Source organism: Psychrobacter sp. TAE2020, from assembly GCF_018919485.1.
In the GTDB taxonomy this organism is placed as follows: domain Bacteria; phylum Pseudomonadota; class Gammaproteobacteria; order Pseudomonadales; family Moraxellaceae; genus Psychrobacter.
The window spans coordinates 2,059,763-2,086,044 of record NZ_JAHLMU010000001.1 but is presented as its reverse complement, the minus strand read 5'-3'; the positions used below and the strand labels follow the sequence as shown (position 1 = coordinate 2,086,044).

Below are 26,282 nucleotides of genomic sequence, written 5' to 3'. Positions count from 1 at the left end.
TAGTCGCTAAACAGCTGAGCTTAGTAGTACTTTTTTATGGTTAAAAGCTATAGTCGATAACGAATAGAATAGATACATCACTTTATGATGCGAGACTATGATGAGTTTTTCTGGCTTGCTGTGCCTAGGCTGACAGAGGCTGCAAAAAACTGATCTCAATCTCGCTGTAGAGTTTTTACAATGAACTGACTATATCAAATAAGTTATTAAACAAGCTATCAACGACATTGTGGACAACTAGTAGGGGCTCTATCATGCTAAATTCGCAACAAAAGCACTGTCTAGCGCAACTTCCTAAAGCAGCTTTGGTCAATTTTATCGCTGAAGTGCAAGGGGTAGATAAGTTATTGGATAAAAAGATAGAGCGGCTATTATTACAGTCGGATAAACCCAAGCTAATAAAGAAGCTGACTACTACTTTAAAAGGACTTAATAGACGACATAAATATATAGATCATTGGAAAGTCAGTGAGTTTGCCACCGAGCTGCAGTATCTAGCCAGTGACATTATGAACCTCTATCCAGAGCAAGCTGAGACTTGTCTAAAGCTACTAGAGTTATTTATTGAATCGAGTAATACGAGCTTGGAGCGTTGTGATGATGCTAGTGGTGAAATAGGGCAGACATATAGTAATCTGGCGCAGAGTTGGCTGACGGTTGCTAGGGGTTGTTATAGCCAACAAAAACAGATTTTGCTAGTCGATGAACAAGATATTCTGAGTCAAGCATGGCAAACAAAGGTCAAAAATTTAATCGACGATAACGCTTACGGCTTTAAAGATGCGCTAATGGGAGGGCTTAAGCAGCTATTATCAGAATTAGAAATACGAGGAATAATCGACGACTATCTGCACTACTATCGAAGTTTATTTGCAGAAAACAAGGGTAAGGGCAGTGCTGAAAACACTATCAAAAACGCAGATAATCAGCAAATACCGCTATCTTATGGTCATGATCGAGCTAATCATCAAGAAAAGCTAAAGACCGAAACGGCTCTGTTAGGTCTAGCTCAAGCTTTGGGAGATGTGGCGTTATTTACAGCAGTTTATCGGACTATCTATCCTCAGCAACCTTTAAGCCCGCAACAACTAAATGGGCTAATTAGCTTTATGATAGATCATCAAGCCTATGAGCTAGCACTAGAGTATCTAAACCATGACTGGCAGAGTAAAGCTCAGCAAGATGCGATAAAACGTTTGGACTGGCTAAGCCAAATATATCAACAGCAAGGTGACAGTAAGGCGCAACTAAAAGTGCTCGGCGAAGTATTCGAGTTGCACTCGTCTGCTAAACGGCTACAGGCAATCATGGCTATAGCTAGTCCAGCCGAGCAAGCAGGCTGGCGCAAAAAAGCTTATAAGCTGGCTGAGGATCAACAAGATATCATAACGGCAATTTTGCTGTTATTAGAAATAGGGGAGATCAAGCTAGCTAATCAACTAGCGATTACTCGTCATCATGAGTTTGCAGACATCCATTATGAAACTTTGACCCAGCTGTTAAAAGCCTTGCCAGAAGACACGGCTATCATTCAAGTGATTATCTATCGCAGTTTAATCGATGATATTTTGACTAATGATCGGAGTAGAGCTTACGGTTATGCTGCCCGCTATTACAAGCGCTTATTGCCATTAGATAGCACTATTAATAAATCTACAGATCGTTATAATAGTCTCGCTACGCATCAGCAATATACTAAGCTGTTAAGTCAAAATTATGGTGGGCGAAGTGATTTTTGGCAGCGAATAAGTGATTAGCTGGTGGTTTTTTCGGTCAAGTGAGCTTTAGGCCTGTCGAGCTTTAGGCTTCTAAATACTTCTCTTTCTAAAAATATATCTCTTTAAAAATAGCTCCTTCTACAGTGCTAGGCTTCTAAAAATCTCAACTAGTGATGAATACTCGTTCACTATATAAAGTCATTCTAATTGTTTCACATGAAACCTTATTGACGAGAGTTCTGTAGTATTGTCTAAGCAATTCACCAAGCAGCCTAACAACTTTTAATTGGTAAGTGACCATTAATATGATCGAAGTGATTTTACTCGCTATTGCCTTAGCGATGGATGCCTTTGCCGTAGCTATCGGACTAGGTGCAAAATCACCAAAGCAAACTCAGTCTTATATTTTGCGCTTAGCGCTTATTTCAGCCTTATACTTTGGTATTGCTCAAGGCGTTATGCCCTTCATTGGTTATTTACTAGGTGCGGCATTATTAGGCTGGCTAGCCTCGGCTGCTCCTTGGATAGGTGGTTTTATTCTAATTGCTCTAGGCGGTAAAATGCTTTCTGAAGCATTAAAACTTGATGATCAAGAGGCTATAGACGATGCTCAAAGCCTTGAGGGTAGCGTTAGCAATAGTAATAATAAGCAAATGCTTAGTGTGATCAATCATCGCACTATGTTTACTTTAGCCATCGCTACTAGTATTGATGCTATGGCAGCGGGCTTCACCCTGAATCTATTGGCACTCAATGCTTGGTTGTCTTGTCTAATAATAGCGCTAATCACCGCTGTATTTAGCTGGTTTGGAGTTTATCTAGGTAAGCGCTCTGGCACATGGTTAGAAGATAAAGCCGAGATATTAGGGGGGGTAGTACTTATCGCTATCGGGTTCAAAGTAATGTTATTTAGCTAGCTTAGCACTATGGATAACAGCGTAACTAATGTTATAACTAATGCCATAAAAGTACTATAAATAGCGCCATAAAAAACACCGTCTTGACATTCAAGACGGTGTTTTTGTTTCACGTGAAACTACTTTTAATAAGGATTTATAATAAACTATCAATCCTATTAATAACATTAGTAGCAACAGTACTAGTAAGGACAAATAGCAAAGCTAGTGTTTCATGTGAAACCTTTTTATGAATAATTAGTACGGATTATCAGTACCGATCATCAATACTAAGTTTAACTATTACTCGTCATCGCTATTAAAGCGCCATGCCAATATGCGCGTATTCTTTTGACCTTGGCTCATCTCAATGATACGTGTTTGAGCAACATTAAGCTGACTTAGTAACAGCTGCAAGGGCTTAACGTTTTCAGACTTAGAAACCAAAGTAGTAAACCAGCCAACATGCTCAGCAAAGCTCTGACTCTCTTTGGCCATATTAGTCAAAAAAGTAATCTCGCCACCTTCACTCCACAGCTCTTTATGCTGACCGCCGAAATTTAGGTTTTGTGCTGCATTGCCCGATTTACTTGAGCTACGACTGACCTGTTCGTTTTCATTTTTACCACGATGTCTTTGCAAGTTATGTTGCTTACGGCTATTGGCTTCTACCGCTTCTTCCATTGAAGCATGGAAAGGAGGATTACAAACTACTAAGTCGAAGTAATCTTGGCGACCAATAATACCAGCGAATAACTTCTTAGGATTAGGCTGTAGTTTAACTTTCACTGCGCCTTTTAACTTAGGATTAGTCTCACAAATAAGCGCAGCAGTATTTACTGATATAGGGTCGATATCACTAGCAGTAAAGCGCCAGCCGTAGCTTTGGCTACCAACGATCGGATAGATAGCACTAGCACCAGTACCGATATCGAGCACATGAATCTGCTTGCCTGTTGGCGGGGTATTGTCTTCATTAATATGCGTGGTCTGCGCTAATAAGTCGGCGACATAGTGAATATAGTCGGCACGACCTGGGATAGGCGGACACAGATAACCTTCTGGAATATCCCAAAACTTAACGCCATAAAAATTCGCTAATAGTGCTCTATTTAGGGTGCGTACTGCTTGATGGTCCGAGAAGTTAATCGTCGGCTCGCCATTAGGGTTGGTGATGGTATGGTCAGCTAACTCAGGTAAAGCGCGAGTCAAAGCGTCAAAGTCATAGCGACCTTGATGCGCATTACGCGGATGTAGCTGGCCTAGTTTTTTGATTGAGGCTGGAGATCTATTTCTGTGTGGAGTTGTCATAGTAACGGGCTTACGATATAGGGAGATAACGAGCAAGTGTAGCAGATTTAGCGCCAAACTACGCAGATATCGTGAGTTTATAGAGGGGAATGCTGTACACAATTAAGCCACTTGCGTTGTGCTGCGGGGCTAGCTATATTAAAACTAGATTTATCAAGAGCAGAGCAGATCGCTAACCGCTTTGTACAGTACAATAATAAACTCTCAAGGAAGATAATATGACTACGATAAACGAGCGCATCAGTTATGAGGTGCAAGATCACATCTGTTTGATTGGTTTTAATCGTGCTGATAAACGCAATGCTTTTGACAGCCATATGATAGCGCAGCTGTCTGAGGCGCTCACTCGTTATGATAGTGATGCTAATTTACGCTGTGCGCTAATCTTCGCTCATGGCGAGCATTTCACTGCTGGTCTTGACCTGATGGAGCTGCAAGATAAGCTAGATAAAGGGGTGTTTGAATTCGCTGATGACCAAATCGATCCGTGGGGAATCAGTGGCAAATTGCGAACCAAGCCTGTCGTGGTCGCGGTGCAAGGTACTTGCTTTACCGCAGGCATCGAGCTGATGCTCAATAGCGATGTGGTGATCGCCAGTGACAACTGCAACTTTGCCCAAATGGAAGTTCAGCGTGGCATTATGCCTTTTGGTGGCGCAACCGTACGCTTTGTAGCGGCGGCTGGCTGGCAAAAAGCCATGCCGTATCTATTAACGGGTAAGCCCTTTAATGCGCAGACCGCTGATAAGCTTAATCTGGTCAGTGAGGTGGTGGCTAGTGGTGAAGAATATGAGCGTGCACTGACTATAGCAAAAGAGATCTGCCAATCAGCACCACTTGGCGTGCAAGCATTACTGTCGTCGGCGCAAGACGCTAGTCGCAATGGCGCTGCTGTGGCGTTAGCTAATATTCATAGCTTTCTGCCACCGCTGTTCCATTCAGAAGATGCCAAAGAGGGTGTGATGGCGATGGTTGAGAGACGGGCGGCTGAGTTTGTGGGAAGGTAATAGAATCAGCTATTTCCATCAAAAAAATGAAATGAGAATAAATTATTAGTCATTCTTCTAAGGACTTGAGATAACGTTGAGTTTAATTCCGGTGATTTCTTTAATGTACGTTTCAGCGTTACCTAAGATTATGAGTTGCTCGTCTGAAATCCTTTCTTTAGAAATTGCTGGTTGAATGATTGTCATATTGAATTCATGATATGCTAACTTTGCAACTTGCTTGAAATAATATAAATCTTCTAATTCACCCTTATCGATTCTAGAGAGTTCTCCTTTTCCTAGCCTCTGAATTTCACGATCGATTAGCCTCGATATCAGCTTATCTACATTTTCGACCCATTTAATGCTTTTAGCGGCTTGTCCTGCGACTTGATATATATCATCAACTCTAGCACCAGGTTTTGATATACCTGCTTTATTTTTCGAACAATACTTTAGATGATAAAAATCAATATAGAGTGTCTTATCGTCATCATTTTTTATAGCAACTATATCTGCAACTTCACCACTACCATCATCATCAAAAACTAAGTCATATGAGTCTTTAATTTTTTGGATAGTATGATACTGAATAGAGTTACTTAACTTTTCAGGTTTCTGAGATTCGGTAGATATATCAACACCTTCCCAATTCCAAGCTCTAATTTCACTTTTATTATATAAGTATGCGTATTGTTCACTTGGATAGTAGTACTGATCACCTTCTATATAAGACGTATCAGCCAACAGTATTATTGGCGGATGTTCCATAAAAAAGTCATTTATAAATGTTTTGTTTTCTCCAAATTGAATGTATAGATTATCTAAACTCTCAAACTTCACTTCGTCATTCTGAATAGAAAATCTAATTTCACTTTTATGTTCAAACGTTGAAAGATATATAATTATTTCTGTACCATCTTTATTAGGGAGTAGATTAGAACTTAGTTCGCAGTTTGTCATGTTATCTTTCCAATCACTATTACCTATAATTACTTTATCTTGAGACTTCTTAAGTAGGTATATAGGCCAATCTACAGCGAGGATAGGATTAATAGGAAAACTTGAAAGCCCTATATTTCGCATAGCAGTCTTTAGTATTGCATTAGGGTCTATACTTTCATCCAAAATTTTACTACCAACGTTCTTACACCATATGAACCATTTATCTATAGAATCACTGTCCATTGCCCATATCTTACCTTTATAAGAACAACCAATACTAGTCGACTCTCCATTTTCAAAACCTATACCAAAAATATTTGATTTTATGGCCCTTTGAGCTTCAATATCAGGTATCTGTTCGGCTATATCTCTACCGGTATGCATTGAATATCGTAAGCCTTTATTATGTTTATTGAGACCCACATTCTGTAAACGTAGTCTCTTTAAACCATATAAAGCTCTAAATATAGGTTCACCTCTAAGTTGAACTGCCCTATTAGCAATTGCTTTAATTATGAATCTATTAAAAGTACCTTTATTAGAGGTATGAAAGAATAAAAGTCCACTTTCTTTCTCATAATAGATAATATACAAGTCCCATATCTCGTTAAATAACTCTTTGGATTTGGTCCAGCCTACTGGCAAATAAGTTTTTGTATTGAAAATAAGTGTATCTTTTTCATCATTAGTAGTGTGTTCAAATATCCTAAAATGCTTCTCATTAAGCGCAAATATATTTTGAGGATTCCATGAGTCTAAAGTCAGTTTATATACAGTAGTACTCATATTAGGCGTTAAACCTAGATTAAAGATGTCAGTTGACTCTGAAAACTTCTCTTTAAAGTTTTGATATTTTTTTTCATCTCTTATTTTTTCAGAACTCACTTCGCTAATAATACTATTCCAATCTGAATCTTCTACATATAACCTTTCAAGCTCTTTATTGACATTAGGATTAGCAATATTAGCTACGAATTTAGCACTACCTAAATCTGTACTAGTTCTTGTAAACCTACCTATAAATTGGAGAGTTATATTAATGCTTTTATGAACATCATGTATTGCTGATATTTTTAGGTTGGCGAGATCAAATCCTTCTCCCAGCATATCTACGCAAACTATTATTTTGTGATTTCCTGTTTTAATAGCTTTTAACTTTTCTTGACTTCCTTTAGTCTTACTATTAATTAGCAAGGGTTTCAAATCTACTTCATTTTTGTATAATTCAAAAATTTCTTCTGCTCTTTTTATAGAAGATGCTCTAGCCATAAGTATATGGTCAAATCCCATATCGATATCTCGTCTCAACAGCTCAACAGCTTTTTCGTAGATTGCTTTATCAGCTTTTTCTTCCATAAATTCTTTAACTGGGTAAAACTCAATCTCTTGAAAGTATCCATCAGCCTGAGCTTTCCCTAAAGAATAGTCAAAAACAATTCTACCTTCTACTCTTATCCCATCTGATCTAAAAGGTGTAGCAGTGAACTGGAAAATTTTCTTATCTAGAAAATGTGACTTTATATTAGTCCATGTCTTGGCTGCTATATGATGAGCTTCATCTACAATGAGATGGGTACAAGCATTTAATAGAGCAGTAAGGCAGTTATTAGAGAAGTTTGAAAGTACTGATGGTGTTGCTATGATGACATTAGATTTTAGTAACCCATCAATCCACTTAAGCTGTTTAACACCATGATTTATTGTAGTTACAAATGGGTTTTCAAAATCGCTGCTAACTAGTTTTAGTTTGCGTAGAAGCCCTAGATTTATAAATTTATTTTGAATTTGAGTACGCAATGCATCTGAAGGAACGATAACCAAAGTTAATGGAAATTTTCCTGCTACAACAAGTGATAGTATTGTTTCAGTTTTACCAGTACCTGTTGGCATAACAATAGTTGCTGACTCGCTATGATCGGATTTTTCATATCCTAAGCCGGCATGAATTGCGCCTATTTGAGGAGGTCTTAATCCTTCATTATTACTATCTTCTTCTCTAAAAGCAAAAAAACCATTTTTCCATGAATTGATTACATCTTTATAGTTTTTATTAACCTCATTAATCGGTTGCCAGTAAACAGCATTTTCACCAATTTTCTTAGTTTTGATAATAGTATCCACAGAATATCCTTTTTTGATATTTTATAATCTGAACAACTACGATTCAATATGTATTAAAGTTCGAGTTATCTACATTTATTATAATCCAATTAGCTTATATATAGGTATAATTAATAAATATTTGTTTACTAAAATTTAAGAGCTAATTTACGAAGTTACGTTTTAGATATAACTTTTGAACAGCCTAAAAATTGCAATACGAATTTAGCGTATAGGATGAGTTATTTTTATTAAACTTTTGAAGAGAATGACGACAAGGAGTTACCCAAAATTTTATATCTGAATTACACATTCGGCGCGTTACACTATCGCTAACCCACTCTATTTTCCTTAAATAAATTATGCTTCGTCTAAAAAGGTTGCCCTAAAAAGCAGTTTAGCCCTGACAGTAGCGGCTATCCTTGTCTGACCAATAAGATTGCGGGGAGTTGGCTAGAGGTGGTCGCTCGAATGTTGGAACGACTCTAGCTTTAGTCACCGCCTTAGTGGACAGGCAAGATAATAGCGGATGGCAGGATTAGCTCCCACATCCTCATCTTTAATAACACTAGCTAAATAACCTCTTGAACCCTCCCACAATACTTCAACACCTCTACGCAACCGCTATAAAGTCACTGGCAATCGCCGCAGTCATCCTATACCCTAAATCATTATTTCTATTTATTAGTCTAACCTGTAAAATCGCCTTAAATCTTTGCCTGTAATAAGCCAAAGCCACCATCCAAGAGAACGCCTATGTTGTACAACTTTGATGAGATAATTGACAGACGTCATACTGGGTCGCTCAAATGGCATTATAGCGACGATACCATTGCGCTTTGGGTGGCGGATATGGATTTTAGAGCCGCACAGCCTATTTTAGATACGATTGAACGAGTAGTACATCATGGCGTATTGGGCTATACCAAACCCACTGCGGCGTTATACGAGTCAATTATTAACTGGCATGGCAGTCGTTATGGTTTAGCACTGGAGAAACAGCACATCCTATTCTCCCCCGGTGTCGTACCAAGTTTGGCGCTGATGATGAGAATATTTACTGAGGTGGGCGATGCAGTACTGGTCAACGATCCTATCTATACGCCTTTTATGACTAAGGTTCGTGATAATGGGCGACGGCTTATCCTCTCGCCATTAATAGAGGTGGAAGGACGCTATCAGCTAGACTTGGCTGATATCGAAGCTAAGATAGTGGCGCATAAGGTGAAGCTTTTTCTGCTATGTAATCCGCATAACCCAGGCGGACGGGTATGGACAGTAGATGAGCTTGAGTCGCTGCTTTTGATTTGCAAAAAGCACGATGTAGCGATTGTTAGTGACGAGATTCATCAAGATTTGACCTTGAGCAGTCATGAGTTTATACCATTTTTAAGCCTAGCAAAAGACTACGAGCATAAAGTAGTGAGCATCACCTCAATGACTAAAACTTTTAATGTAGCAGGCATTAAAGGCTCAATGATCTTTGCTAAAGACGAGGCCTTAATTGAACAAATCAGCCAACAGCAGCGCTTAAGTGACGAGCATGATTTGAATCTATTTGCTTATGAGGTTATGCAGAGCGCTTATGAGCAAGGCGATGAGTGGTTGGCGCAGGCGTTGACGTACATTGAAGCCAATATTGACTTGGTTTGTGATTTTTTAGCGCAGCATCTGCCTGATATTAAAGTTATGCGCCCAGAGGCCTCCTATCTAATATGGCTCGATTGCTCAGCGTATGCTCAGGACGATCAGACTCTTTATGACCAGCTTCGCGCTGCGAAAGTCGAGCTCAGTGCAGGCATCCAATACGGTAATGAGGGCCATGTGAAAATGCGCTTGAATGTCGCCTGTCCCAAAGCCCTGCTGGTGGAAGGCTTAAATCGTATTCATGCTGCCTTTAATGACATAAAATCTTAATCAGGCAGATAAGACTTTCATACTGATTGCCCATTACTTAATACTGCTTCGGCTACTAGCCAAAAACCCTGCAATGGCAGAGTTTTTATTAATTTTGGCTAGTTTGATCGAGATTAGTTATATCCAGTTAACCCTATCTACCTAAACATTAGGGGTTAACTAGATGTCTATCAGCTACTTACCAAGCAAAAGTTACGCCACCACGTGCGCCTACTTTCCCGGTATCAAGACCAACCCCTGCACCCGCTGAGATAGTCATGCTATCGCTAAGTCGACCAGCAAACGAGGTGCTCAGTGCTGAGCTACTATTATAATAGCCTGTACCGAAAGACATAGCGTAGCGCTTCCCTGAAGGAATAACTGGAGTCTCTAACGACAGCGCCATAGCGATCCCATCTTCGGCTTCATCTAAACGATCTGATTGACGATTGTATTCACTGCGTAAATCACTTATTTGTCTAGTGTTAATAGCGGTAGCTGCCCCAAAGTTTGCAACTTGCGCATTGGTATTGGCTAACTGATTGGCAGTCGCTAATGACTGTACAGTAACGCTAGTCCCTAAAGTGCCGTTAGCATCGGTAGTTACTATATTAGTACTGCCTGCTTGTGAGGCGGTACTCGCTTGTAGTTGACCTGCACCACCGAGAGCAATCTGGTTATCACTACCAGCTGCTGCTTGGTTACCGATAGCGATACTGTTTAAACCGCCAGCATTTGCCGCTTCCCCTACTGCTGTTGAACGTACACCACTAGCCTTGGCTAGATGACCAAAGGCTTGTGCTCGCTCAGCACTGGCAGTTGACTGCCAACCTACGGCAGTCGCACCTGCTTGAGTGGCTTGGGCTTGCGCACCGATAGCAGTTGAAGATGTGCCAGAGGCGGTAGTTTTACGTGCACCACTTCGGTCTCCTCCTATAGCCACGCCATCCTCTCCTGAAGCAACAGCAGTATTACCAATCGCAACAGCGTTAGTACCTGAAGCAACAGCATCTTCAGCACCAGCAAAACTTTGAGCACCTGATGCAGTAGTTTGATGACCAACTGCCGTAGCCATAGCGCCAGAAGCCTGAGCCTGCCAGCCCAAAGCGGTTGCTCCTGGAGTGTTCGCTAGACTCTCGCCACCAATTGCCGTGGTCGAATTACCTAAAGCCTGCGCACCTGCACGCGAACCATTTTCAGATACACCGCCCCCAAGTGCCACAGCGTCAATACCATCAGCCTGTGAGTTAGCGCCAATCGAGATAGAGTTTTCGAAAGAGGCAAAAGCAGTATTACCTATCGCCAAGGCATTTTCAGCCGCCGCAAAGGAGTTTTGACCTACTGCAGTGGCGTTATCAGCAAAGGCGCTAGTGTTCGGGCCACAAGCCAAAGCATCGGTTCCAAAGCTGGTTGCTCCCCCTGAATCGCCACTTGCCAGTTGACACTCAGCTGCCATCACGGTGGAGCTGCTAAAAGAAATGGCAGCGATTGCTAGTGAAAGTGCGCTGATTTTGAGTGCTGAGCCTGATAGAAAGTCCATTTTCATTATCGTTCATCCTTTTTAAAGGTATTAGGCACTTTAGTCGATTCGGCTAAAGGCTGATAGAGGTCAGAGCACTTGAAGTAACAGCATAATGGTCAGCTGGTACTGTTAAACTTGCCTTAACACCTTAGCACTATTGTGTAGTTAGATTCGACTATTATTTTACTGCTATTTGCAAAAATTACATTTAAATCAATAGCTAAAAGTTATTTACTACAAGCTGTTGTTGTTCAAAGCCTCTATTTCTAAGTAACCATGAAAGGTATAATTAAAACAATAAGCAAAATAGTCATTATTAATTATCATACCAACCGCCATTACTACCCCGAAACTTGTTAAAATAGGCCACCAATTTTATCTATTGATGGACATCTATTTATGACCACTGCCACTACGCCTAATGCTGCCATACCTACCATTAAAGAAGATCGCATCCTAATCCTTGATTTTGGCTCGCAGTACAGCCAGCTTATCGCTCGCCGTGTACGTGATTCAGGCGTATTCTGTGAGATGTTCCCTTATGATATCGATACTCAGCGTATCATCGACTTTGGTGCCAAAGGTGTCATCTTGTCAGGTGGCCCTGAGAGTGTTCATGCTGACAATAGCCCACGTATCAATGAGGCGGTGTTTGAGTTAGGCGTACCAGTATTAGGTATTTGCTACGGCATGCAAGCGATGGCAGAGCGCTTCGGTGGTAAAGTTCACGCTAGCGACATCCATGAGTTTGGCGCATCGACGATCAATATTGATAGCACCTCCAAGCTTACAGACGGCATCGAAGATGCCGCTGGCAAGCTAAATGTATGGATGAGTCATGGCGATAAAGTGATCGATTTGCCACAAGGCTTCAATATCGTTGCTAGCACGCCAAGCTGTCCAGTAGCGATTATGGCTGATGATACTCGCCATTATTATGGTTTACAGTTCCATCCAGAAGTCACTCACACTGCACAAGGCCAAGCATTATTAGGGCGTTTTGTCCATGAAATTTGCGACTGCGCTGGTAGCTGGACGGCTGATAACATCATCGATATGCGTATCGAACAGCTTAAAAAGCAAATCGGTGACAAGCAAGTATTGCTCGGTCTTTCAGGTGGGGTAGACAGTTCAGTCGTCGCCGCACTATTGCATAAAGCTATCGGCGATCAGCTGACTTGTGTATTCGTTGATACTGGCCTATTGCGCCTCAACGAAGGCGACCAAGTGATGCAAGTATTCGCAGAAAACATGGGCGTAAAAGTGATTCGTGTGGATGCTGAAGAGTTATTCTTAACGGCATTGGCTGGCGAGTCTGATCCAGAAGCTAAGCGTAAGATTATCGGTAAAACCTTTATCGATGTATTTGCCAATAGCGCGCGTGAAATCAGCGAGCAAAGCGATGGTAAAGTCATCGAATTCTTAGCGCAAGGCACTATTTATCCTGATGTTATTGAATCAGCTAAGTCGCATCAAGGTAAAGCCCACGTGATTAAGAGCCATCATAATGTTGGTGGTCTACCAGATGATTTGGCCTTTGAATTGGTTGAGCCGTTACGTGATTTGTTTAAAGATGAAGTACGCAAATTGGGTCTTACCCTTGGCCTACCAGCGAAGATGATCAACCGTCATCCGTTCCCAGGACCAGGTTTAGGCGTACGTATCTTAGGTGAAGTCACTAAAGAGTTCGCTGATATTCTGCGTGCAGCTGATGCGATCTTTATGGATGAGTTAGAAAAATCAGGCTGGTATGCAAAGACGGCGCAAGCCTTTGCGGTATTCCAACCTATCAAATCAGTCGGCGTGGTTGGCGATGGCCGCCGTTATGCATGGGTTATCGCCCTACGTGCGGTTGAGACCGTAGACTTTATGACCGCCCGCTTTGCCCATCTACCCTATGATTTGATCGAAACCGTATCGAATCGCATTATGAATGAGATCGCTGAAGTATCACGAGTGACTTATGATGTGTCTAGCAAGCCGCCGGCTACTATTGAGTGGGAATAATTATTTAATTAATTGTTAGATAAAATGATAAAAACACTCAACTTGTTGGGTGTTTTTTTTGCTTAAAATTTCTATAGCCAATTTAGCTCTTCGCTATCATATTCTGTGTTTATTAAATGCGACTAAAGCCTGTGGTGTTAATACTATCTTAAAACTAGGTTTAGCTGAGTTACCGTAACCTACCATATCGAACATACGCTAACAGAAAAGGTCACAAAGGGCGCAATAGTCGCCATTATTGTGTGTTTTACTTAATTACTGACGATCTGCACTGACACTAGAGCACAGCTTTTATAGATCAGTAGCTATCAGCAGCGCTCAGTGTGACAGATCAAATAGACCTTAAGTTATAGCTTAAATTGGAAAAAATATGAAACAAGATAATCAATCACAGAATAAGAAATCAAATAATGATAAACCAAATAATAAAAAAACAGTCCTCGTAGTTGGCGGCGGGCCAGCAGGGGTACAAGCAGCATTGCGAGCGCATGAACTTGGCGCAAAAGTAACCCTGCTTGAAGCCAATAAACTCGGTGGTACTGCGTTTAATGAAGGCCCAGCGCCGGTTCGAACGCTAGCCCGAGCAGCACGTCTGCGCACGGATACGGCGCTGTACTCTCAGTTTGGACTACAAGGCGATACGCCATCCGTCGACTTTAAAGCCGCCATCGACAATGCTAATCGGGTTGCCGCTCACGCTAATAAGATATGGCACCTAACAGAAGTGGTTAAGCAGCAAGGCATCGAGGTGATAGATGAAGTAGGGCCTGCGCATTTTGTGAATAACAACACTTTAGAGATTGCTGACGGACGCCAGTTTAGTGCCGACAAAATCATTTTGACCGTCGGTGGCAAACCCAAAAAGCTCTCTATTCCGGGCAATGAGTTAGCACTGTCGTTTCATGACTTATGGTCAATGACTGAACTGCCAGAGAGGGTAACGGTAGTCGGTGGCTCTGCAACGGGTTGCCAGCTTGCCTCCATCCTCATTGATTTTGGCGCGCAGGTCGATATCATTGAGTTTGCTGACCGCTTGAGCCCGCCGAGCGACGCTGATATATCGCGTAAGCTTGAGCAGGCCTTTAAATCACGGGGTATGAATGTCCTGACCAGTACTGGGTGTGAGTCAATCTCCAAGGAAAACGGTCAGTTAAAAGTGACCTATAAGCATGATGAGCAAGTAGACTCACTGATGACCGATGCGGTGTTCTTGATGGTGGGTTGGCCAGCTGATTTGGAAGGGCTCAATCTAGAGGCCACTGATATTAAAGTGAACGGCCCTTACATCGAAGTTGATGACTATTTGCAGACCAACGTAGAGGGCGTGTATGTCGCCGGAGACGCCAACGGCGTCAGTATGTTCGTCCAAAGTGCGGCCCATCAAGCACGAGTTGCCACGCAAAATGCTTTATCTGATACCGCTGAGAAATACGCTCCACGAGCTATTGCTACTGGCAGTTTTACTGAGCCAGAATACGCATCGGTAGGCATGACTCAAGCGCAAGCAGAAGAAGATCATGAGTGCATCGTTGAGATTATCGATTATGAAAATTTACCTCGTGCGGTTATGGATGGGCGTACCGATGGCTTCTGTAAGATTATTATCGATAAACAGACGCAACAGTTACTGGGCGCGCATGTACTCGGTTCTTACTCTGCTGAGGTGATTCAAGTGGCGGCTACTTGTTTGGCGACCAAAATGACCGTTAATGAGATCGCTAATTTAGAATTGGCCTTTCCTACGTTTACCGAAGCTTTGGGTATGGCGGCTCAACGCATCTGTAGAAACCTGCGAATGGAAGACGAAAAAATCGAAGAGTAACCGTTGTGCTTGTTTAATTAGTGAAGAATGCATTGGTCACCAGTTTGGTCGTAGATGGTTGTCGCTATGCGTGGGTGATTGCGCTACGTGCCGTTAAAACTGTAGACTTTGTGACGGCGCGCTTTGCTCATCTGCCGTATGATTTGATTGAAACCGTATCGAATCGTATTATGAATGAGATTGCCGAAGTATCACGCGTGACTTATAATGTGTCGAGCAAGCTGCCTGCTACGATTGAGTGAGAATAATATTTCTGCTTAATTTTTAGCTAAAACAAAAAAAGCACTCAACTTGGTTGGGTGCTTTTTTTAGTCGAAAGGTGATATTTTATAGCAATAGCAAGTAAGTCGAATATAATTTAATTTCCATTGTTTATATTAGTAAAATACAAAAACAGACTCCTCAAAAAAATTATTTTATAAAGTAGGTAAGTTAATGGCTATTGATATATCAAAATTAGATAAAATTGAATCTAGTACTGAATTTGAAACGTCAATTGGTAACTTATATTTGTTTTCTCTCAGTCTTAAACATAGCCATATTCTTTCAAGTGCGTTTAAACACTCCGATAATGAAAGTAAGCCTTTACAATGTATAAAAATATTGATTGCGCTTGTATTTTATCCAGAAATTAGCCTTAAAGATGGGAAATATAAACCTGAAGAGCGGGTTTTAAGCTTAGAAGACGTTAATAAGCTTAGTGAAGAAGAGATAAAAAATATAGCCGAGATTTACATAGAACATAATGGTTCATTATACAAAAGTAAAAAGACTTGGATTGAATTAAATGATGAGGGTAAAGAAATACATCATTCGAAATATGAAGGAATTAAATATCCTAAAGAAGAGGAAGAGTCTTCTGTCAATTATTTGTATCGACTTCTCTGTTTGAAAGACGAAAGAGAGCAAAAGCAAATGAGAGAGATAATGAATTCTATACCAAAGCTTGGAGGGTTTTCTCCAGAACTACAGAGAGCAGTAGCCGAAAATCTATCAACAGGAAATGCGCTGACTCAAGCCATGAAAAGTATTGAGCCATTACAGCAAAGTTTAAAAGCTAGATCTATTCCAAAAGAATATGTAATTAATAATAATATGAGAATGCATGCTGAAAGAATTAAAGCTAATAAAGAGCCTTTTGATAAACTAGCAGAAAGATTAGACACTTTAATAGAAGCTTCCAGCAAGTCTGCTGACATTTTATCTAAAGGCAATATTCAGCAGGTTGAGATGTATTCTGAAAATAAAAGCGTTGTAGATGAAACTAATAAGTTGCAAAAGAAGATTTTGCAAGAAACTATAAGCGGTGGTGATAGGTCTAATAAAAAAACTAATATAGTAATTTTCCTTACTATTGTTGGAATACTAACTTCTTTCGGTTTAAGTTTCTATACAGGGTTAGATAAAAGCAGTTCGGAAGCAGAAAGTTTAATATTACTAGAAGAAAATAAGAAAGATTTGCAAACCTTAAAGGAGTCTAATGATCTGTATAATCAAGAAATTAGCCGTCTACGTGCTAAAATCGAACAATTTGAAAGCACTAAGAAGTGAAAGATAATTAAGGTAGAATATGAAAAAAAGCAGCACCCCAAAAGAAGCACTGCCATCGTTTAAAACCTAATTGTTAAAAATTAACCCCGCAAATTAACCACATAACGTCCAACCACTTTACTCGATGTGAAGCGTTCTAAGTATTCTGGGGTTTGTTCTAAAGTAATCTCTTCGCTGTACTGCTCAAGATCAGCAAGCTTCATATCGGTGGCAACACGGGCCCAAATCTCTTGCTTGTCAGCCAATGGAATAAACACCGAATCGATACCTAATAAAGAGATACCTCTAGTGATAAAAGGTAGCACAGTCATAGCGAATTCAACTGATGAGGCCAAGCCACAAGCTGATACGGCACCGCCAGACTTAGTTTGTTTAAGTAAGTTTGCCAAATAATCACCACCTAAAGTATCGATAGCGTTCGCCCATAATTCGCGGCCAACAGGTCTATTACCTACCTCATTAATAGTGTCACGATGACGTACCTCGCTGGCTCCCAAGGTTTTTAGATGCTCGCTTTGCTCAGGTTTTCCTGAGAAGGCAATAACCTCATAGCCTAGCTGCTTTAGGATGGCGATACTGATACTACCCACGCCGCCAGTTGCGCCAGTGACTGCTACTGGACCGTCGCTAGGCTTTGCACCCATTTTTTCTAGCTTTTGAATACATAAAGCCGCAGTCAAACCACCAGTACCGTAGCTCATCGCCTCTTTTAAAGTCAAAGAAGTCGGACATGGCAAAGCCCAAGTTGCTGGGATAGATATCATTTGACCCAGACCACCCGCTGTATCCATACCCAAATCATAACCAAATACCAGCACCTCTTGGCCAGCGCTAAAAGTCCCTGACTTATCACTGACCACTATACCTGCTGCATCAATACCTGGGGTGTGCGGGTAGTGCTTAGTAATCATCTTATTACCAGCGGCTGACATAGCATCTTTATAGTTTAGCGAAGAGTAATGCACCTCTATCAATAAGTCATTCTCAGGCAAGTCACTGACGTTGCGTTCGCGAATGCTTTTTTTAAATTCACCGTCGTCAGTTTCTTCAACGACTAAAGCTTTGAAAGTTTTATGGTTAGACATAATCATATTCCTAGTTTGCGGTGTTTTTTAGCTACTGCCAGTAACAGCTTGTTATAAAAATAAAAAAGCTCATGATTGCATGGGCTTTTTTATTCGATGGCAATAACTAAGGCTTTAATAATATTTTACCTTTCTTGTCAGACTGTATTTTTCCGTCAACCGCTTTGGTGATATCCGCCAAATCAAAAACCGCTTCAACAGGCAGTTGTAGCTTACCGCCAACCGCTCTATCAATCAGCTCATCGACTAAGCGCTGCTTGTTGTCTACGCTCATCTCTTGGCTAATTTTACTACCCCAGAAGCCTTTTAGCGTCGCCTGCTTAAAGATTATATCAGTAGGGTTGAGCATCATCGGCTTACCTGACATCGCGCCAAATACCGCAAATGTACCGCCATGACCGAGTAGTGATAATAAAGCACCGCTGTCTTCGCCACCAACAGAATCAACTGCTGCACTGATTTTATCCTCAGCAATCATTGATTTTACTTGGTCTTTCCAGTCTTCATCTTCACTATTGATATTATTCTCTATCCCAATGGCCTGTAGGTCTGCCACCGCCTCACTACTGCGTACTATATTGATGGTTTTTACCCCACGAGCTGCCGCTAGCATAGCTAGAGATTTACCGACCGCACCATTAGCAGCGTTATGGATCAGCCACTGGCCGCGCTCTACTTCTAGGAACTCAAGCAGCATCAAGGCACTGAGTGGCATAGCGATCAATTGCGCCGCCATTTCATCGTTTAAGCTCTCCGGTACCGGAAACACCATGTCTTCTGAGGCCACAAAATATTCTGCCCAAGTCGCTTGCACACTAGCAGCGGCAACACGTTGACCGACTTTTAAATTTTTAACATTGCTACCTACAGCATCGATGATACCGACCGCCTCAGAACCACCAATAGCTGGCATTTCAGGTTTAAAGCCATATTTGCCACGAATAGTTAGTAAGTCATGATTATGGATAGAGGCCAAGATAGTCTTCACTCGTACTTCGTTAGCTTTTGGCTCTGGAGTAGGGCGGTCGCCTAGGCTGAGGACTTCAGTAGGTTTGCCAAAATGATCATAAGTTGCGCTACGCATAGTATATTCCTTGAGTTATTATTAAATAATTATCACGGTTTACAGTAGCAAGTCGCGCCTAACTAGCGCAATATCAGTTTAGTTAAGTATTTTGTCAGTATGGTTAATGATGGTTCAATACCCCTTAACGTAAAAACAGCGCTTTGATATCCTCAGAGCACTGTTTTTAGGGGTTTGGCCCATAGCCTAGCATCAGCCAAAGCTTATAAAATGAGCACAATTTTAATCTTACTGATCTAAGGCAATCACCTCATAATTTTTGTCCACCATATCCGTTAATAAGGGTTCGCCCTTATCGTTAACTCGGAATAACCCATACTCTGCTGCCTCAAAGGCTTTGGCCTGACCTTCTTGAAAGAAGAAAGCATTGGTTGCTAGTTGCACGCTACCACGGCGGATACGGTAATGAATAGACCGCTCATTTGCTGCTAAGCCATGCTGATTATTATTATCAGCTAAGCGTACAAAATGCCCGACGTTATGCTTATCGACTGCGACAATCACATGACCTTGCATAGGGTCATATATACGAAAATCTGATTCTGATTCATTTGGCTCAGATTCCTGTAGCTCAGACCCTTCTAATTCAGAACCTTCTAATTCAGAACTTTTTAATTCAGAATCTAGGGCTGGTATTGGCGGCTGTAAGCTCTCGTATTGTGGTCGTAGGGCATCAAAGATATCACGCTCTATAGTATAACTGAGCGCCATATAATCACCTTGCATAAAGCCACGCGGATCGACAGGAGCCAGCTGCAATAGTATTGGTTTACCAGTAGCTAGATGGTTTTCATGTTCAATTACTTTTATAGTGATCGCGACTAATACTGCTAGTAATCCTAGTAGCGCCATGGCGATAGTCACTGAGCGTTTCTGCCACCAAGGCAACTTTGAGAGTGTTGGTTTGCGCTGATTGCTTAAACTATGACCCTTAGTAGAGTGGGGGTTATTAATAGGCTGAGTCATGAGGGACGCTCCTGATCATCACTACCGCTGTCTTGGTTAGCCATGGTGCCAACAGAGGTTTTAGGAGGTAGGTTAGCAGTGGTTGTACGCAAGACTGTCAAAGGTAAGTCGCTAGCAATATAACGACTTACTAGCAGCCAACGCATCAGCAATATACTGATAGCGATAATAAGCATTGAGCCTGACTTTATTAATAAAGAGCTATCAAGCTGATAGTAATACCAAAATATATAGCTTACTAAGGCAAACAAGCCAACCCCTAATAGTAGCCGTTGGCTATTGGCAATGCCAATAATAATCACTATGCTGGCAGACAATAGCCCTGAAACATAGACCGATATGATGCCGATGATAATGATGACGCAGACGATAATAATGTCAGGTTGTGAGGGTGATTTAAAAGACAGTAGTTTCATCTGGTAGCGCTGAAGGATAAGGTGAGCACCATACAAGCTGACTATCACCAACAGCCCCTGCGCAATATAGTAATTATAGCTAAATTTATTACTAATAAATTGGACGTTGTATTCGCCGGCGAAAATATAGATAGAAAAAATAAGTAGCACAAAGGCAGAAGCATAGCTCAGCGCTTTACTGATATCAAAAGTCCCTGCACGCCAGCGAATCGGCAGGTAACTTACTAACCAATAGCGTTGTAGGTTTGCCATAATAGTGACTAGAGCTAATAGTGCTAAGCTCAGTTCAGGCAGTTGATAAAAGCTAAGCAAATAGACTATTACGCCCAATACCGCCGCACTACTGAGCAGTCGATAAATAAAATTAGGCATGACAAGAGTCATGATGACTTGGATCAGTAAAAACAGCCAAAGGCTCAGCGGTTGGGTTATCTCACTGCCAAATAAGGCAAACATCAAATATAGCTGTCCTGCGCCACTCAAGGCAAAGGCCAAACTGTTCCAAAAAGTATTATCCGCAGATTTTTTATTTTTAAATAAAGTAAAAGCTATGGCGCTCAGTATTATGCCGACCAGCAATTGTAGTAGTGAGCTGTCAAAGACCTCTGCTTGATACAGTATCAGGGATAAAAACCCAACCAAAAATATGCTGGATAACACCCCACTAAAGCCAAAAAATAAGTGGATAAACCAAGGCGTGCTATCATTATTATGAGCTGGGTTAGCAAGGTTATCAGCCAAAGCAGCGGCATCGCTATCCCTATGGTTATGGCTATCTACAATAGGGTTAGGCGCAATCAGGCCTAGCTGTTGCAACTGCGCAAGCGTCTGATCATAGTTATTCATAGTCACCTCGCGTTTGTGCCAGCCACTCAGATTGCTGATCCCTGTTATCTAAGTGGGCGAGGCGTCGTAGCCAAACTACCATCGCTGAACTCATGGCAATCAGTAATAGCGCTAGCAATAAAAAGCCACCAGCCTCCCAATCATCGAGCAGCAACTTGCCCGCCCAGAACATAACTACTGTAATCACAGAGCCGCATAGATAAGTCAGCATTAATAAGTCACTACGCTGCCGATAAAAACGCCAAAGCATAAAGCCACACCAGCTTGCCCACAGCGACAAAGTAACGAGCAACGGTAGCGTTTTGATATCGTCAAAGATAGTGATAATGGCTAGATGAGTAATGAAATAAGTGCTTAGCAAGCCGACCACATAAGTACTCCAGTGCAAACTGTACTTAGTGGGTAGCGCTGTTTGAGAAATAGCAGCTTTAGTAGCAGCGGTTTTTAATAGCGTTGGTTTATATAAGCTTAAACGAAAACCGGGTTTATTCTCTACAGTAGATAGCCATAGAATTAGGGCTACTAAATTGAAGATAGCTAGGATACTCAGCTGCAAGATATCTTGATAAATATAATCTGCAAATACAATAGCTACCACGTCGATATAGAGTATCAGGCTGGCATTTACGAGCCCAAGCCATAACAGCCAAAGTGCAGGTAGGCGAGCAATGAGCACCCAAGGAATAATCAATAGCGCCCAATTAAAGAACAGCTGCCAAGTATCAGCGCCAGTTTGATAAACCTGACCAAATAACGCCAATAAACTACCAGTGATGATACTAGCTATAAGCAGCAGTAATTGCCGTACGAGCTGAAATCGTTGTTTAAAACAGAGAATTATGTAGAGCGCTATAGTGACAACTAAAGCTCCTTCGACTAAAGCGAATTTGCCAGTGTGGCTCATATTTTGCCAGTTATAGGCGATAAAGAACACTAAAGCTAATACTAGCGCTACTGAGCCAATAATCAATGCCGCTTTATCAAAGAACGCAAGCCAAGTGTGTTTAGTAGGATAAACTTCCAACTTTAGAGCTGCTGTATCAGCATGAGATAAGGGTAAGCTGCCTTGCTTAAGCAGTTGCTCGATGCTACGCCGTGGTTGACTCATAGCGATCTCTAAATAAAAGATTATTTAGCTCATCTTAGCTGTTTTTTACATTAATATCATACTAAAGTTTATAAAGCGCTGGTTAATAGTGAAGTAACGTTTGGCAGTAGTGCTGATGATAGTCTACCGCCAGAAACTACAGCAATAGATACTACCACTAGCAATAAATACTATTTTATTAATAGGGGTGCCCTTGAGGTATTGAATAGCATTATTAGCTCTTTTAGAATGCTAAAAATGAGTCAACAGCACTTTTAACCGCTATGATTTTTACAGATAGAATTTTCTACGCTTAATTTTTCAAATTTGTACAAAAATAAATAAGTTGAAAATAAGCAATAGGCTAACTTTTTGTGAGAGTGGATAACAGCTGTTTTTCACATTATAAAAGTATGATTACTAGAAGGTGATATTGGCTTAAAGCTTATAGTGGACGACACTGTTTTAATTCTCTTTTTTTAACTTAAAATCTAGTGCCTTGTTGAAAGTATTAAATTAATAGTCTTTATTTTCAGTAGTTTATAAAGATATACATTATCTATGCTTTCAAGCTAATAGCATAAAGGTAAGCTTTTTATCAAGGATAAAGGGGCTATGTTACGAGGGGGTAAAGGGGGACGATGTCTACTATAATAATAGAGTTGTAGATGGTTTTTATCTGTTAATCGTGCTGCGCTTATAAGCTAATTTTAGGGGTCGCTATTATAACAATATTAAAATCTATTGACATTTGCTTCGTTTTTTATTACTAATAGTTGTCCCTTTTGTTACTAATAGTTACCTAAGATTATCTCAATTAGAATGGCTAACTTTTAATTATCAGCTTATTACTCGATAGTTATAAATTAAGGCTTGAACACAGAACGGTAGCGCTGCCAGCTATACTGATGATACTTAGTTGATAAAAGCAATATACGGATATATTAAACTTAAGAGGTTGACTACAACTTAGTCGATCTGCCCCAGCCACCTGCTAGCTAGGTCATTACATGATGCAAAATCCTACCCGCCTATTCAATACTCTTTTTCTGCCTACTGCTCTTGTGCTCGCCATGTCTATGACTGGCTGTAGTGATAAGTCTGCAACTGATAATAACGCCAGTAAATCAGCTGCTGTTGATCCTAGTGTACTTGCTGATACTCAAGAGCTAGTGGTTAACAATGCTGCGGAGCCAGAATCACTGGATCCACACAAGGTATCTGGGGTTCCTGAAGCCAACATTGACCGTCAGATATTTGAAGGCTTGACTAATACTGATGCTGAAGGCAAAACGGTTCCCGCCATAGCGACCAGTTGGGAGAGCGAGGATAATAAAGTATGGATGTTTAAGCTGCGTGATGCTAAATGGTCGAATGGGGATCCAGTAACGGCAGAGGACTTTGTCTATAGTATGCGCCGCTTGGTCGATCCCAATACTGCCTCACCATATGCAAGTTATTTAGTCGATGCCAAAGTAGTCGGTGCCGATCAAATCGTAGATGGCAAAGCCGCTATTGATACCCTTGGAGTAAAGGCTATCGACGATAAGACTTTGCAGATTACTTTGTCACAGCCAGTACCTTATTTCCCAGACATGCTGATCCACAACTCGGTCAAGCCGGTTCATAAAAAGACGGTTGAGGCCTTTGGTGATAAATGGACAGATCCTGCAAATATCGTGGTGAATGGTCCTTATAAGCCTAGCCAGTGGCAAGTCAATGACAAGATCGTCTTAACCCGTAACTCCTCTTATTATGACGATGCGAACACTACTATTAATAAGATCACGATGCTAGCGATTCCTTCTAGCACCACGGATGTTGCACGCTATCAGGCCGGCGAGATCGATATAACTTACAATGAGGTGCCGACTGAGCAATTTGCGTCTCTCAAAGAGCAGCTTGGCGATCAGCTCAGAGTATCCCCTTATCTTTGTACTTATTATTATGAGTTTAATACCGTTAAGCCACCGTTTAATGATCCTAAGGTGCGCCGCGCCTTAGCATTGGCGTTGGATCGTGACACTATTGTAGATAAAGTAATCGGTCAAGGCCAGACTGCGGCGTATCAATTGACACCGCCTGCCACTAATGGCGATGTTAAAAACACGCCAGAGTGGTCGACTTGGGATAAAGAAAAACGTATTGCTGAAGCCAAAAAACTGCTCAATGAAGCGGGCTATAGCGACAGCAAGCCGCTTAAATTCGAGCTACTATATAATACTAATGACAACCATAAAAAGACTGCGGTGGCGGCTACGTCATTATGGAAACAAGCGCTTGGTTTCGTTGATGTGACTTTAACTAATAAAGAATGGAAGACTTATTTGGATACCCGTCGTAATGGTGATTACCAAATCGCACGTGCGGGCTGGTGTGGCGATTATAATGAGCCGTCAGCATTCTTAAATATTGTTAAATCCGATAACAGTGGCAACTATGGTAAATACAATAGCGCTAACTTTGATAGCTTAATGGCGAAAACCTTACAAGCGGGTGTCACCCCTGAGCAGCGTGGCGGTTTATACAAACAGGCCGAAGTGCAGCTGGATCAAGATATGCCTCTGTTGAACATGTACCATTATGTCAGCCCGCGTCTAATTAAGCCTTATGTCATTGGCTTCCCAAGCCAAGATATATTAGATAACTGGCAAGGCAAAGATCTATCCATCGCCAAACATTGATCCCTTTAGATATAGCAGTCATATGCCGATAGTAGCTAGGTGCTGTGAAGAAGATTAAACCTGATTCATAGCACTATCAGCGACTGAGAGTTGCAGCTGTTTATAGTTTTGTATTGCAAGATAGGCCATTGGATAGCTTATAAACAGTCACTGAATATTTTTAGTATTATTTCCTATTTCTCATTAGTTTCATTCTTCATTGCCATTTTTTAGGCTTGATGGATGAAATTTTTGCAGTTTAAAAAGCACTGATTTCAGATAGTACAGGTAAGTTCAGTCCCTTAAAGTTAACTATTTGATAGCTAACTGGGCATTGGTTTTGCTGTCGTTATTTGTCTGCCACTGGGCTTAGGAATGAGCACTATGATCATGATAAAAGAGGCCTTATGCTAAAACTAATTTTCCGACGCATCTTAGAGGCAATCCCGACTTTATTTGTGCTAATAACCGTGTCCTTCTTTATGATGCGTTTAGCACCAGGCAGTCCTTTCACTGGTGAGCGTAATTTGCCGCCAGCGGTGATGGCTAATATTGAAGCGAAGTATCACCTCAACGATCCCATGTGGTTACAGTATGTTAATTACCTAAAGCAGCTGGCAGTAGGCGATTTTGGACCGTCTTTTAAATATAAAGACCATACGGTCAATGAGCTATTGTCGCAATCGTTTCCAGTATCTATGGAGCTAGGCTTATATGCTTTTATACTAGCATTAGTATTGGGGTTGGCCTTCGGCGTTATTGCTGCACTGAAACAAAACTCTTGGCTAGACTACGTGCTCATGGCCTTTGCAATGACAGGGGTAGTGATTCCAAGCTTTGTAAAAGCGCCATTACTAGTACTTATTTTTGCCATTCTTTTGCAATGGTTGCCAGCAGGGGGCTGGAATGATGGGGCGCTTCCTAATCTAGTATTACCAGTCACCGCTTTGGCGCTGGCTTACGTTGCCAGTATCGCCCGCATCATGAGGGGTTCGATGATTGAGGTGATGAACAGTCAATATATTCGCACCGCAAGATCAAAAGGCCTACCGATGCGCCAAATTGTAATGAAGCATGCATTACGACCCGCTATGCTGCCAGTTATCTCCTATTTAGGCCCAGCCTTTGTCGGTATTATCACGGGCTCTATCGTGATTGAGACTATTTTTGGTCTGCCAGGTATCGGACAGTTATTTGTCAATGGTGCGCTTAATCGAGATTATGGTGTCGTGCTTAGTTTGACTATCTTGGTGGGCGTGTTGACTATTACTTTCAATGCTATCGTCGATATTTTGTACGCGGTAATTGATCCAAAAATTCAATACTAAGTGTGACATTGGCTAAGGCATTCAAAAGTATGACTAGTACTTAATCGCCGTTT

At 41.2% G+C, this 26,282-nt stretch carries 17 protein-coding genes and 1 pseudogene; 10 read left to right on the top strand and 8 right to left on the bottom strand.

Features of this window, described 5'->3' with window-relative positions:
- Nucleotides 1-254 precede the first annotated feature (254 nt).
- Nucleotides 255-1,757 carry a DUF6880 family protein gene (locus KPY62_RS08480; RefSeq protein WP_216581611.1) on the top strand — a complete coding sequence of 501 codons (1,503 nt, stop codon included), beginning with the start codon at nt 255-257 and terminating at the stop codon, nt 1,755-1,757.
- A gap of 266 nt (nt 1,758-2,023) precedes the next feature.
- Nucleotides 2,024-2,635 carry a manganese efflux pump MntP family protein gene (locus KPY62_RS08475; RefSeq protein WP_216581610.1) on the top strand — a complete coding sequence of 204 codons (612 nt, stop codon included), beginning with the start codon at nt 2,024-2,026 and terminating at the stop codon, nt 2,633-2,635.
- 282 nt (nt 2,636-2,917) lie between these two features.
- On the opposite strand, the gene rlmF is transcribed toward KPY62_RS08475, so the two are convergent.
- Nucleotides 2,918-3,925: a 23S rRNA (adenine(1618)-N(6))-methyltransferase RlmF gene (gene rlmF, locus KPY62_RS08470; protein ID WP_201623688.1), complete on the bottom strand. Its 1,008-nt coding sequence runs from the start codon at nt 3,923-3,925 to the stop codon at nt 2,918-2,920.
- Between the two features lie 218 nt (nt 3,926-4,143).
- Here rlmF and KPY62_RS08465 point away from each other — a divergent pair, with 218 nt between their 5' ends.
- Nucleotides 4,144-4,932 carry a crotonase/enoyl-CoA hydratase family protein gene (locus KPY62_RS08465; protein WP_216581609.1) on the top strand — a complete coding sequence of 263 codons (789 nt, stop codon included), beginning with the start codon at nt 4,144-4,146 and terminating at the stop codon, nt 4,930-4,932.
- A gap of 57 nt (nt 4,933-4,989) precedes the next feature.
- Here KPY62_RS08465 and KPY62_RS08460 read toward each other — a convergent pair whose 3' ends face one another.
- Nucleotides 4,990-7,977, bottom strand: coding sequence for a DEAD/DEAH box helicase (locus KPY62_RS08460; protein WP_216581608.1), 2,988 nt, complete (start codon nt 7,975-7,977; stop codon nt 4,990-4,992).
- 735 nt (nt 7,978-8,712) lie between these two features.
- On the opposite strand from KPY62_RS08460, the gene KPY62_RS08455 reads away from it, so the two are divergent.
- The gene (locus KPY62_RS08455; RefSeq protein WP_216581607.1) at nt 8,713-9,873 is read left to right on the top strand and encodes a MalY/PatB family protein; all 1,161 of its coding nucleotides are present in this window, start codon (nt 8,713-8,715) and stop codon (nt 9,871-9,873) included.
- Between the two features lie 178 nt (nt 9,874-10,051).
- Here KPY62_RS08455 and KPY62_RS08450 read toward each other — a convergent pair whose 3' ends face one another.
- On the bottom strand, nt 10,052-11,398 hold the full coding sequence (locus KPY62_RS08450) for a YadA-like family protein (RefSeq protein ID WP_228730628.1): 1,347 nt from the start codon (nt 11,396-11,398) through the stop codon (nt 10,052-10,054).
- A gap of 375 nt (nt 11,399-11,773) precedes the next feature.
- On the opposite strand from KPY62_RS08450, the gene guaA reads away from it, so the two are divergent.
- From guaA to KPY62_RS08430, 4 genes and pseudogenes are all read left to right on the top strand, one after another.
- Entirely contained in the window at nt 11,774-13,381 is a 1,608-nt protein-coding gene (guaA, locus tag KPY62_RS08445) for a glutamine-hydrolyzing GMP synthase (RefSeq protein WP_216581606.1), read from the top strand.
- A gap of 370 nt (nt 13,382-13,751) precedes the next feature.
- Nucleotides 13,752-15,203, top strand: a complete 1,452-nt coding sequence (locus KPY62_RS08440) for a dihydrolipoyl dehydrogenase family protein (protein ID WP_216581605.1) — start codon at nt 13,752-13,754, stop codon at nt 15,201-15,203.
- A gap of 44 nt (nt 15,204-15,247) precedes the next feature.
- Nucleotides 15,248-15,445 (top strand): annotated as a pseudogene (locus KPY62_RS08435) (GMP synthase (glutamine-hydrolyzing)); the annotation flags it as partial.
- Between the two features lie 193 nt (nt 15,446-15,638).
- A complete protein-coding gene (locus KPY62_RS08430; RefSeq protein ID WP_216581604.1) occupies nt 15,639-16,754 on the top strand; it encodes a hypothetical protein in 1,116 nt (371 codons plus the stop codon).
- 80 nt (nt 16,755-16,834) lie between these two features.
- On the opposite strand, the gene KPY62_RS08425 is transcribed toward KPY62_RS08430, so the two are convergent.
- The 5 genes from KPY62_RS08425 to KPY62_RS08405 form a co-directional block, all read right to left on the bottom strand.
- Entirely contained in the window at nt 16,835-17,839 is a 1,005-nt protein-coding gene (locus tag KPY62_RS08425) for an oxidoreductase (RefSeq protein WP_216581603.1), read from the bottom strand.
- 106 nt (nt 17,840-17,945) lie between these two features.
- Nucleotides 17,946-18,923 (bottom strand): zinc-binding dehydrogenase, encoded by a 978-nt coding sequence (locus KPY62_RS08420; protein ID WP_216581602.1) that lies wholly within the window; start codon nt 18,921-18,923, stop codon nt 17,946-17,948.
- Nucleotides 18,924-19,151: 228 nt separating this feature from the next.
- Nucleotides 19,152-19,889 (bottom strand): GDYXXLXY domain-containing protein, encoded by a 738-nt coding sequence (locus KPY62_RS08415; protein ID WP_216581601.1) that lies wholly within the window; start codon nt 19,887-19,889, stop codon nt 19,152-19,154.
- Nucleotides 19,886-21,151: a DUF4401 domain-containing protein gene (locus tag KPY62_RS08410; RefSeq protein WP_216581600.1), complete on the bottom strand. Its 1,266-nt coding sequence runs from the start codon at nt 21,149-21,151 to the stop codon at nt 19,886-19,888. The genes KPY62_RS08415 and KPY62_RS08410 overlap by 4 nt, the downstream gene beginning before the upstream one ends.
- Nucleotides 21,144-22,259 carry a DUF2157 domain-containing protein gene (locus tag KPY62_RS08405; protein ID WP_216581599.1) on the bottom strand — a complete coding sequence of 372 codons (1,116 nt, stop codon included), beginning with the start codon at nt 22,257-22,259 and terminating at the stop codon, nt 21,144-21,146. The genes KPY62_RS08410 and KPY62_RS08405 overlap by 8 nt, the downstream gene beginning before the upstream one ends.
- Nucleotides 22,260-23,248: 989 nt before the next feature.
- On the opposite strand from KPY62_RS08405, the gene KPY62_RS08400 reads away from it, so the two are divergent.
- Both KPY62_RS08400 and oppB read left to right on the top strand, forming a co-directional pair.
- A complete protein-coding gene (locus KPY62_RS08400; protein ID WP_416384032.1) occupies nt 23,249-24,922 on the top strand; it encodes an ABC transporter substrate-binding protein in 1,674 nt (557 codons plus the stop codon).
- 386 nt (nt 24,923-25,308) lie between these two features.
- Entirely contained in the window at nt 25,309-26,229 is a 921-nt protein-coding gene (oppB, locus tag KPY62_RS08395; RefSeq protein ID WP_216581598.1) for an oligopeptide ABC transporter permease OppB, read from the top strand.
- The last annotated feature ends 53 nt before the right edge of the window (nt 26,230-26,282 follow it).

Excerpts from the sequence above, each read along its gene's own strand:
- KPY62_RS08480 (WP_216581611.1), top strand. The coding sequence starts at position 255 with ATGCTAAATTCGCAACAAAAGCACTGTCTAGCGCAACTTCCTAAAGCA.
- KPY62_RS08475 (WP_216581610.1), top strand. The coding sequence starts at position 2,024 with ATGATCGAAGTGATTTTACTCGCTATTGCCTTAGCGATGGATGCCTTT.
- rlmF (WP_201623688.1), bottom strand. The coding sequence starts at position 3,925 with ATGACAACTCCACACAGAAATAGATCTCCAGCCTCAATCAAAAAACTA.
- KPY62_RS08465 (WP_216581609.1), top strand. The coding sequence starts at position 4,144 with ATGACTACGATAAACGAGCGCATCAGTTATGAGGTGCAAGATCACATC.
- KPY62_RS08455 (WP_216581607.1), top strand. The coding sequence starts at position 8,713 with ATGTTGTACAACTTTGATGAGATAATTGACAGACGTCATACTGGGTCG.
- KPY62_RS08450 (WP_228730628.1), bottom strand. The coding sequence starts at position 11,398 with ATGAAAATGGACTTTCTATCAGGCTCAGCACTCAAAATCAGCGCACTT.
- guaA (WP_216581606.1), top strand. The coding sequence starts at position 11,774 with ATGACCACTGCCACTACGCCTAATGCTGCCATACCTACCATTAAAGAA.
- KPY62_RS08440 (WP_216581605.1), top strand. The coding sequence starts at position 13,752 with ATGAAACAAGATAATCAATCACAGAATAAGAAATCAAATAATGATAAA.
- KPY62_RS08430 (WP_216581604.1), top strand. The coding sequence starts at position 15,639 with ATGGCTATTGATATATCAAAATTAGATAAAATTGAATCTAGTACTGAA.
- KPY62_RS08425 (WP_216581603.1), bottom strand. The coding sequence starts at position 17,839 with ATGTCTAACCATAAAACTTTCAAAGCTTTAGTCGTTGAAGAAACTGAC.
- KPY62_RS08420 (WP_216581602.1), bottom strand. The coding sequence starts at position 18,923 with ATGCGTAGCGCAACTTATGATCATTTTGGCAAACCTACTGAAGTCCTC.
- KPY62_RS08415 (WP_216581601.1), bottom strand. The coding sequence starts at position 19,889 with ATGACTCAGCCTATTAATAACCCCCACTCTACTAAGGGTCATAGTTTA.
- KPY62_RS08410 (WP_216581600.1), bottom strand. The coding sequence starts at position 21,151 with ATGAATAACTATGATCAGACGCTTGCGCAGTTGCAACAGCTAGGCCTG.
- KPY62_RS08405 (WP_216581599.1), bottom strand. The coding sequence starts at position 22,259 with ATGAGTCAACCACGGCGTAGCATCGAGCAACTGCTTAAGCAAGGCAGC.
- KPY62_RS08400 (WP_416384032.1), top strand. The coding sequence starts at position 23,249 with ATGATGCAAAATCCTACCCGCCTATTCAATACTCTTTTTCTGCCTACT.
- oppB (WP_216581598.1), top strand. The coding sequence starts at position 25,309 with ATGCTAAAACTAATTTTCCGACGCATCTTAGAGGCAATCCCGACTTTA.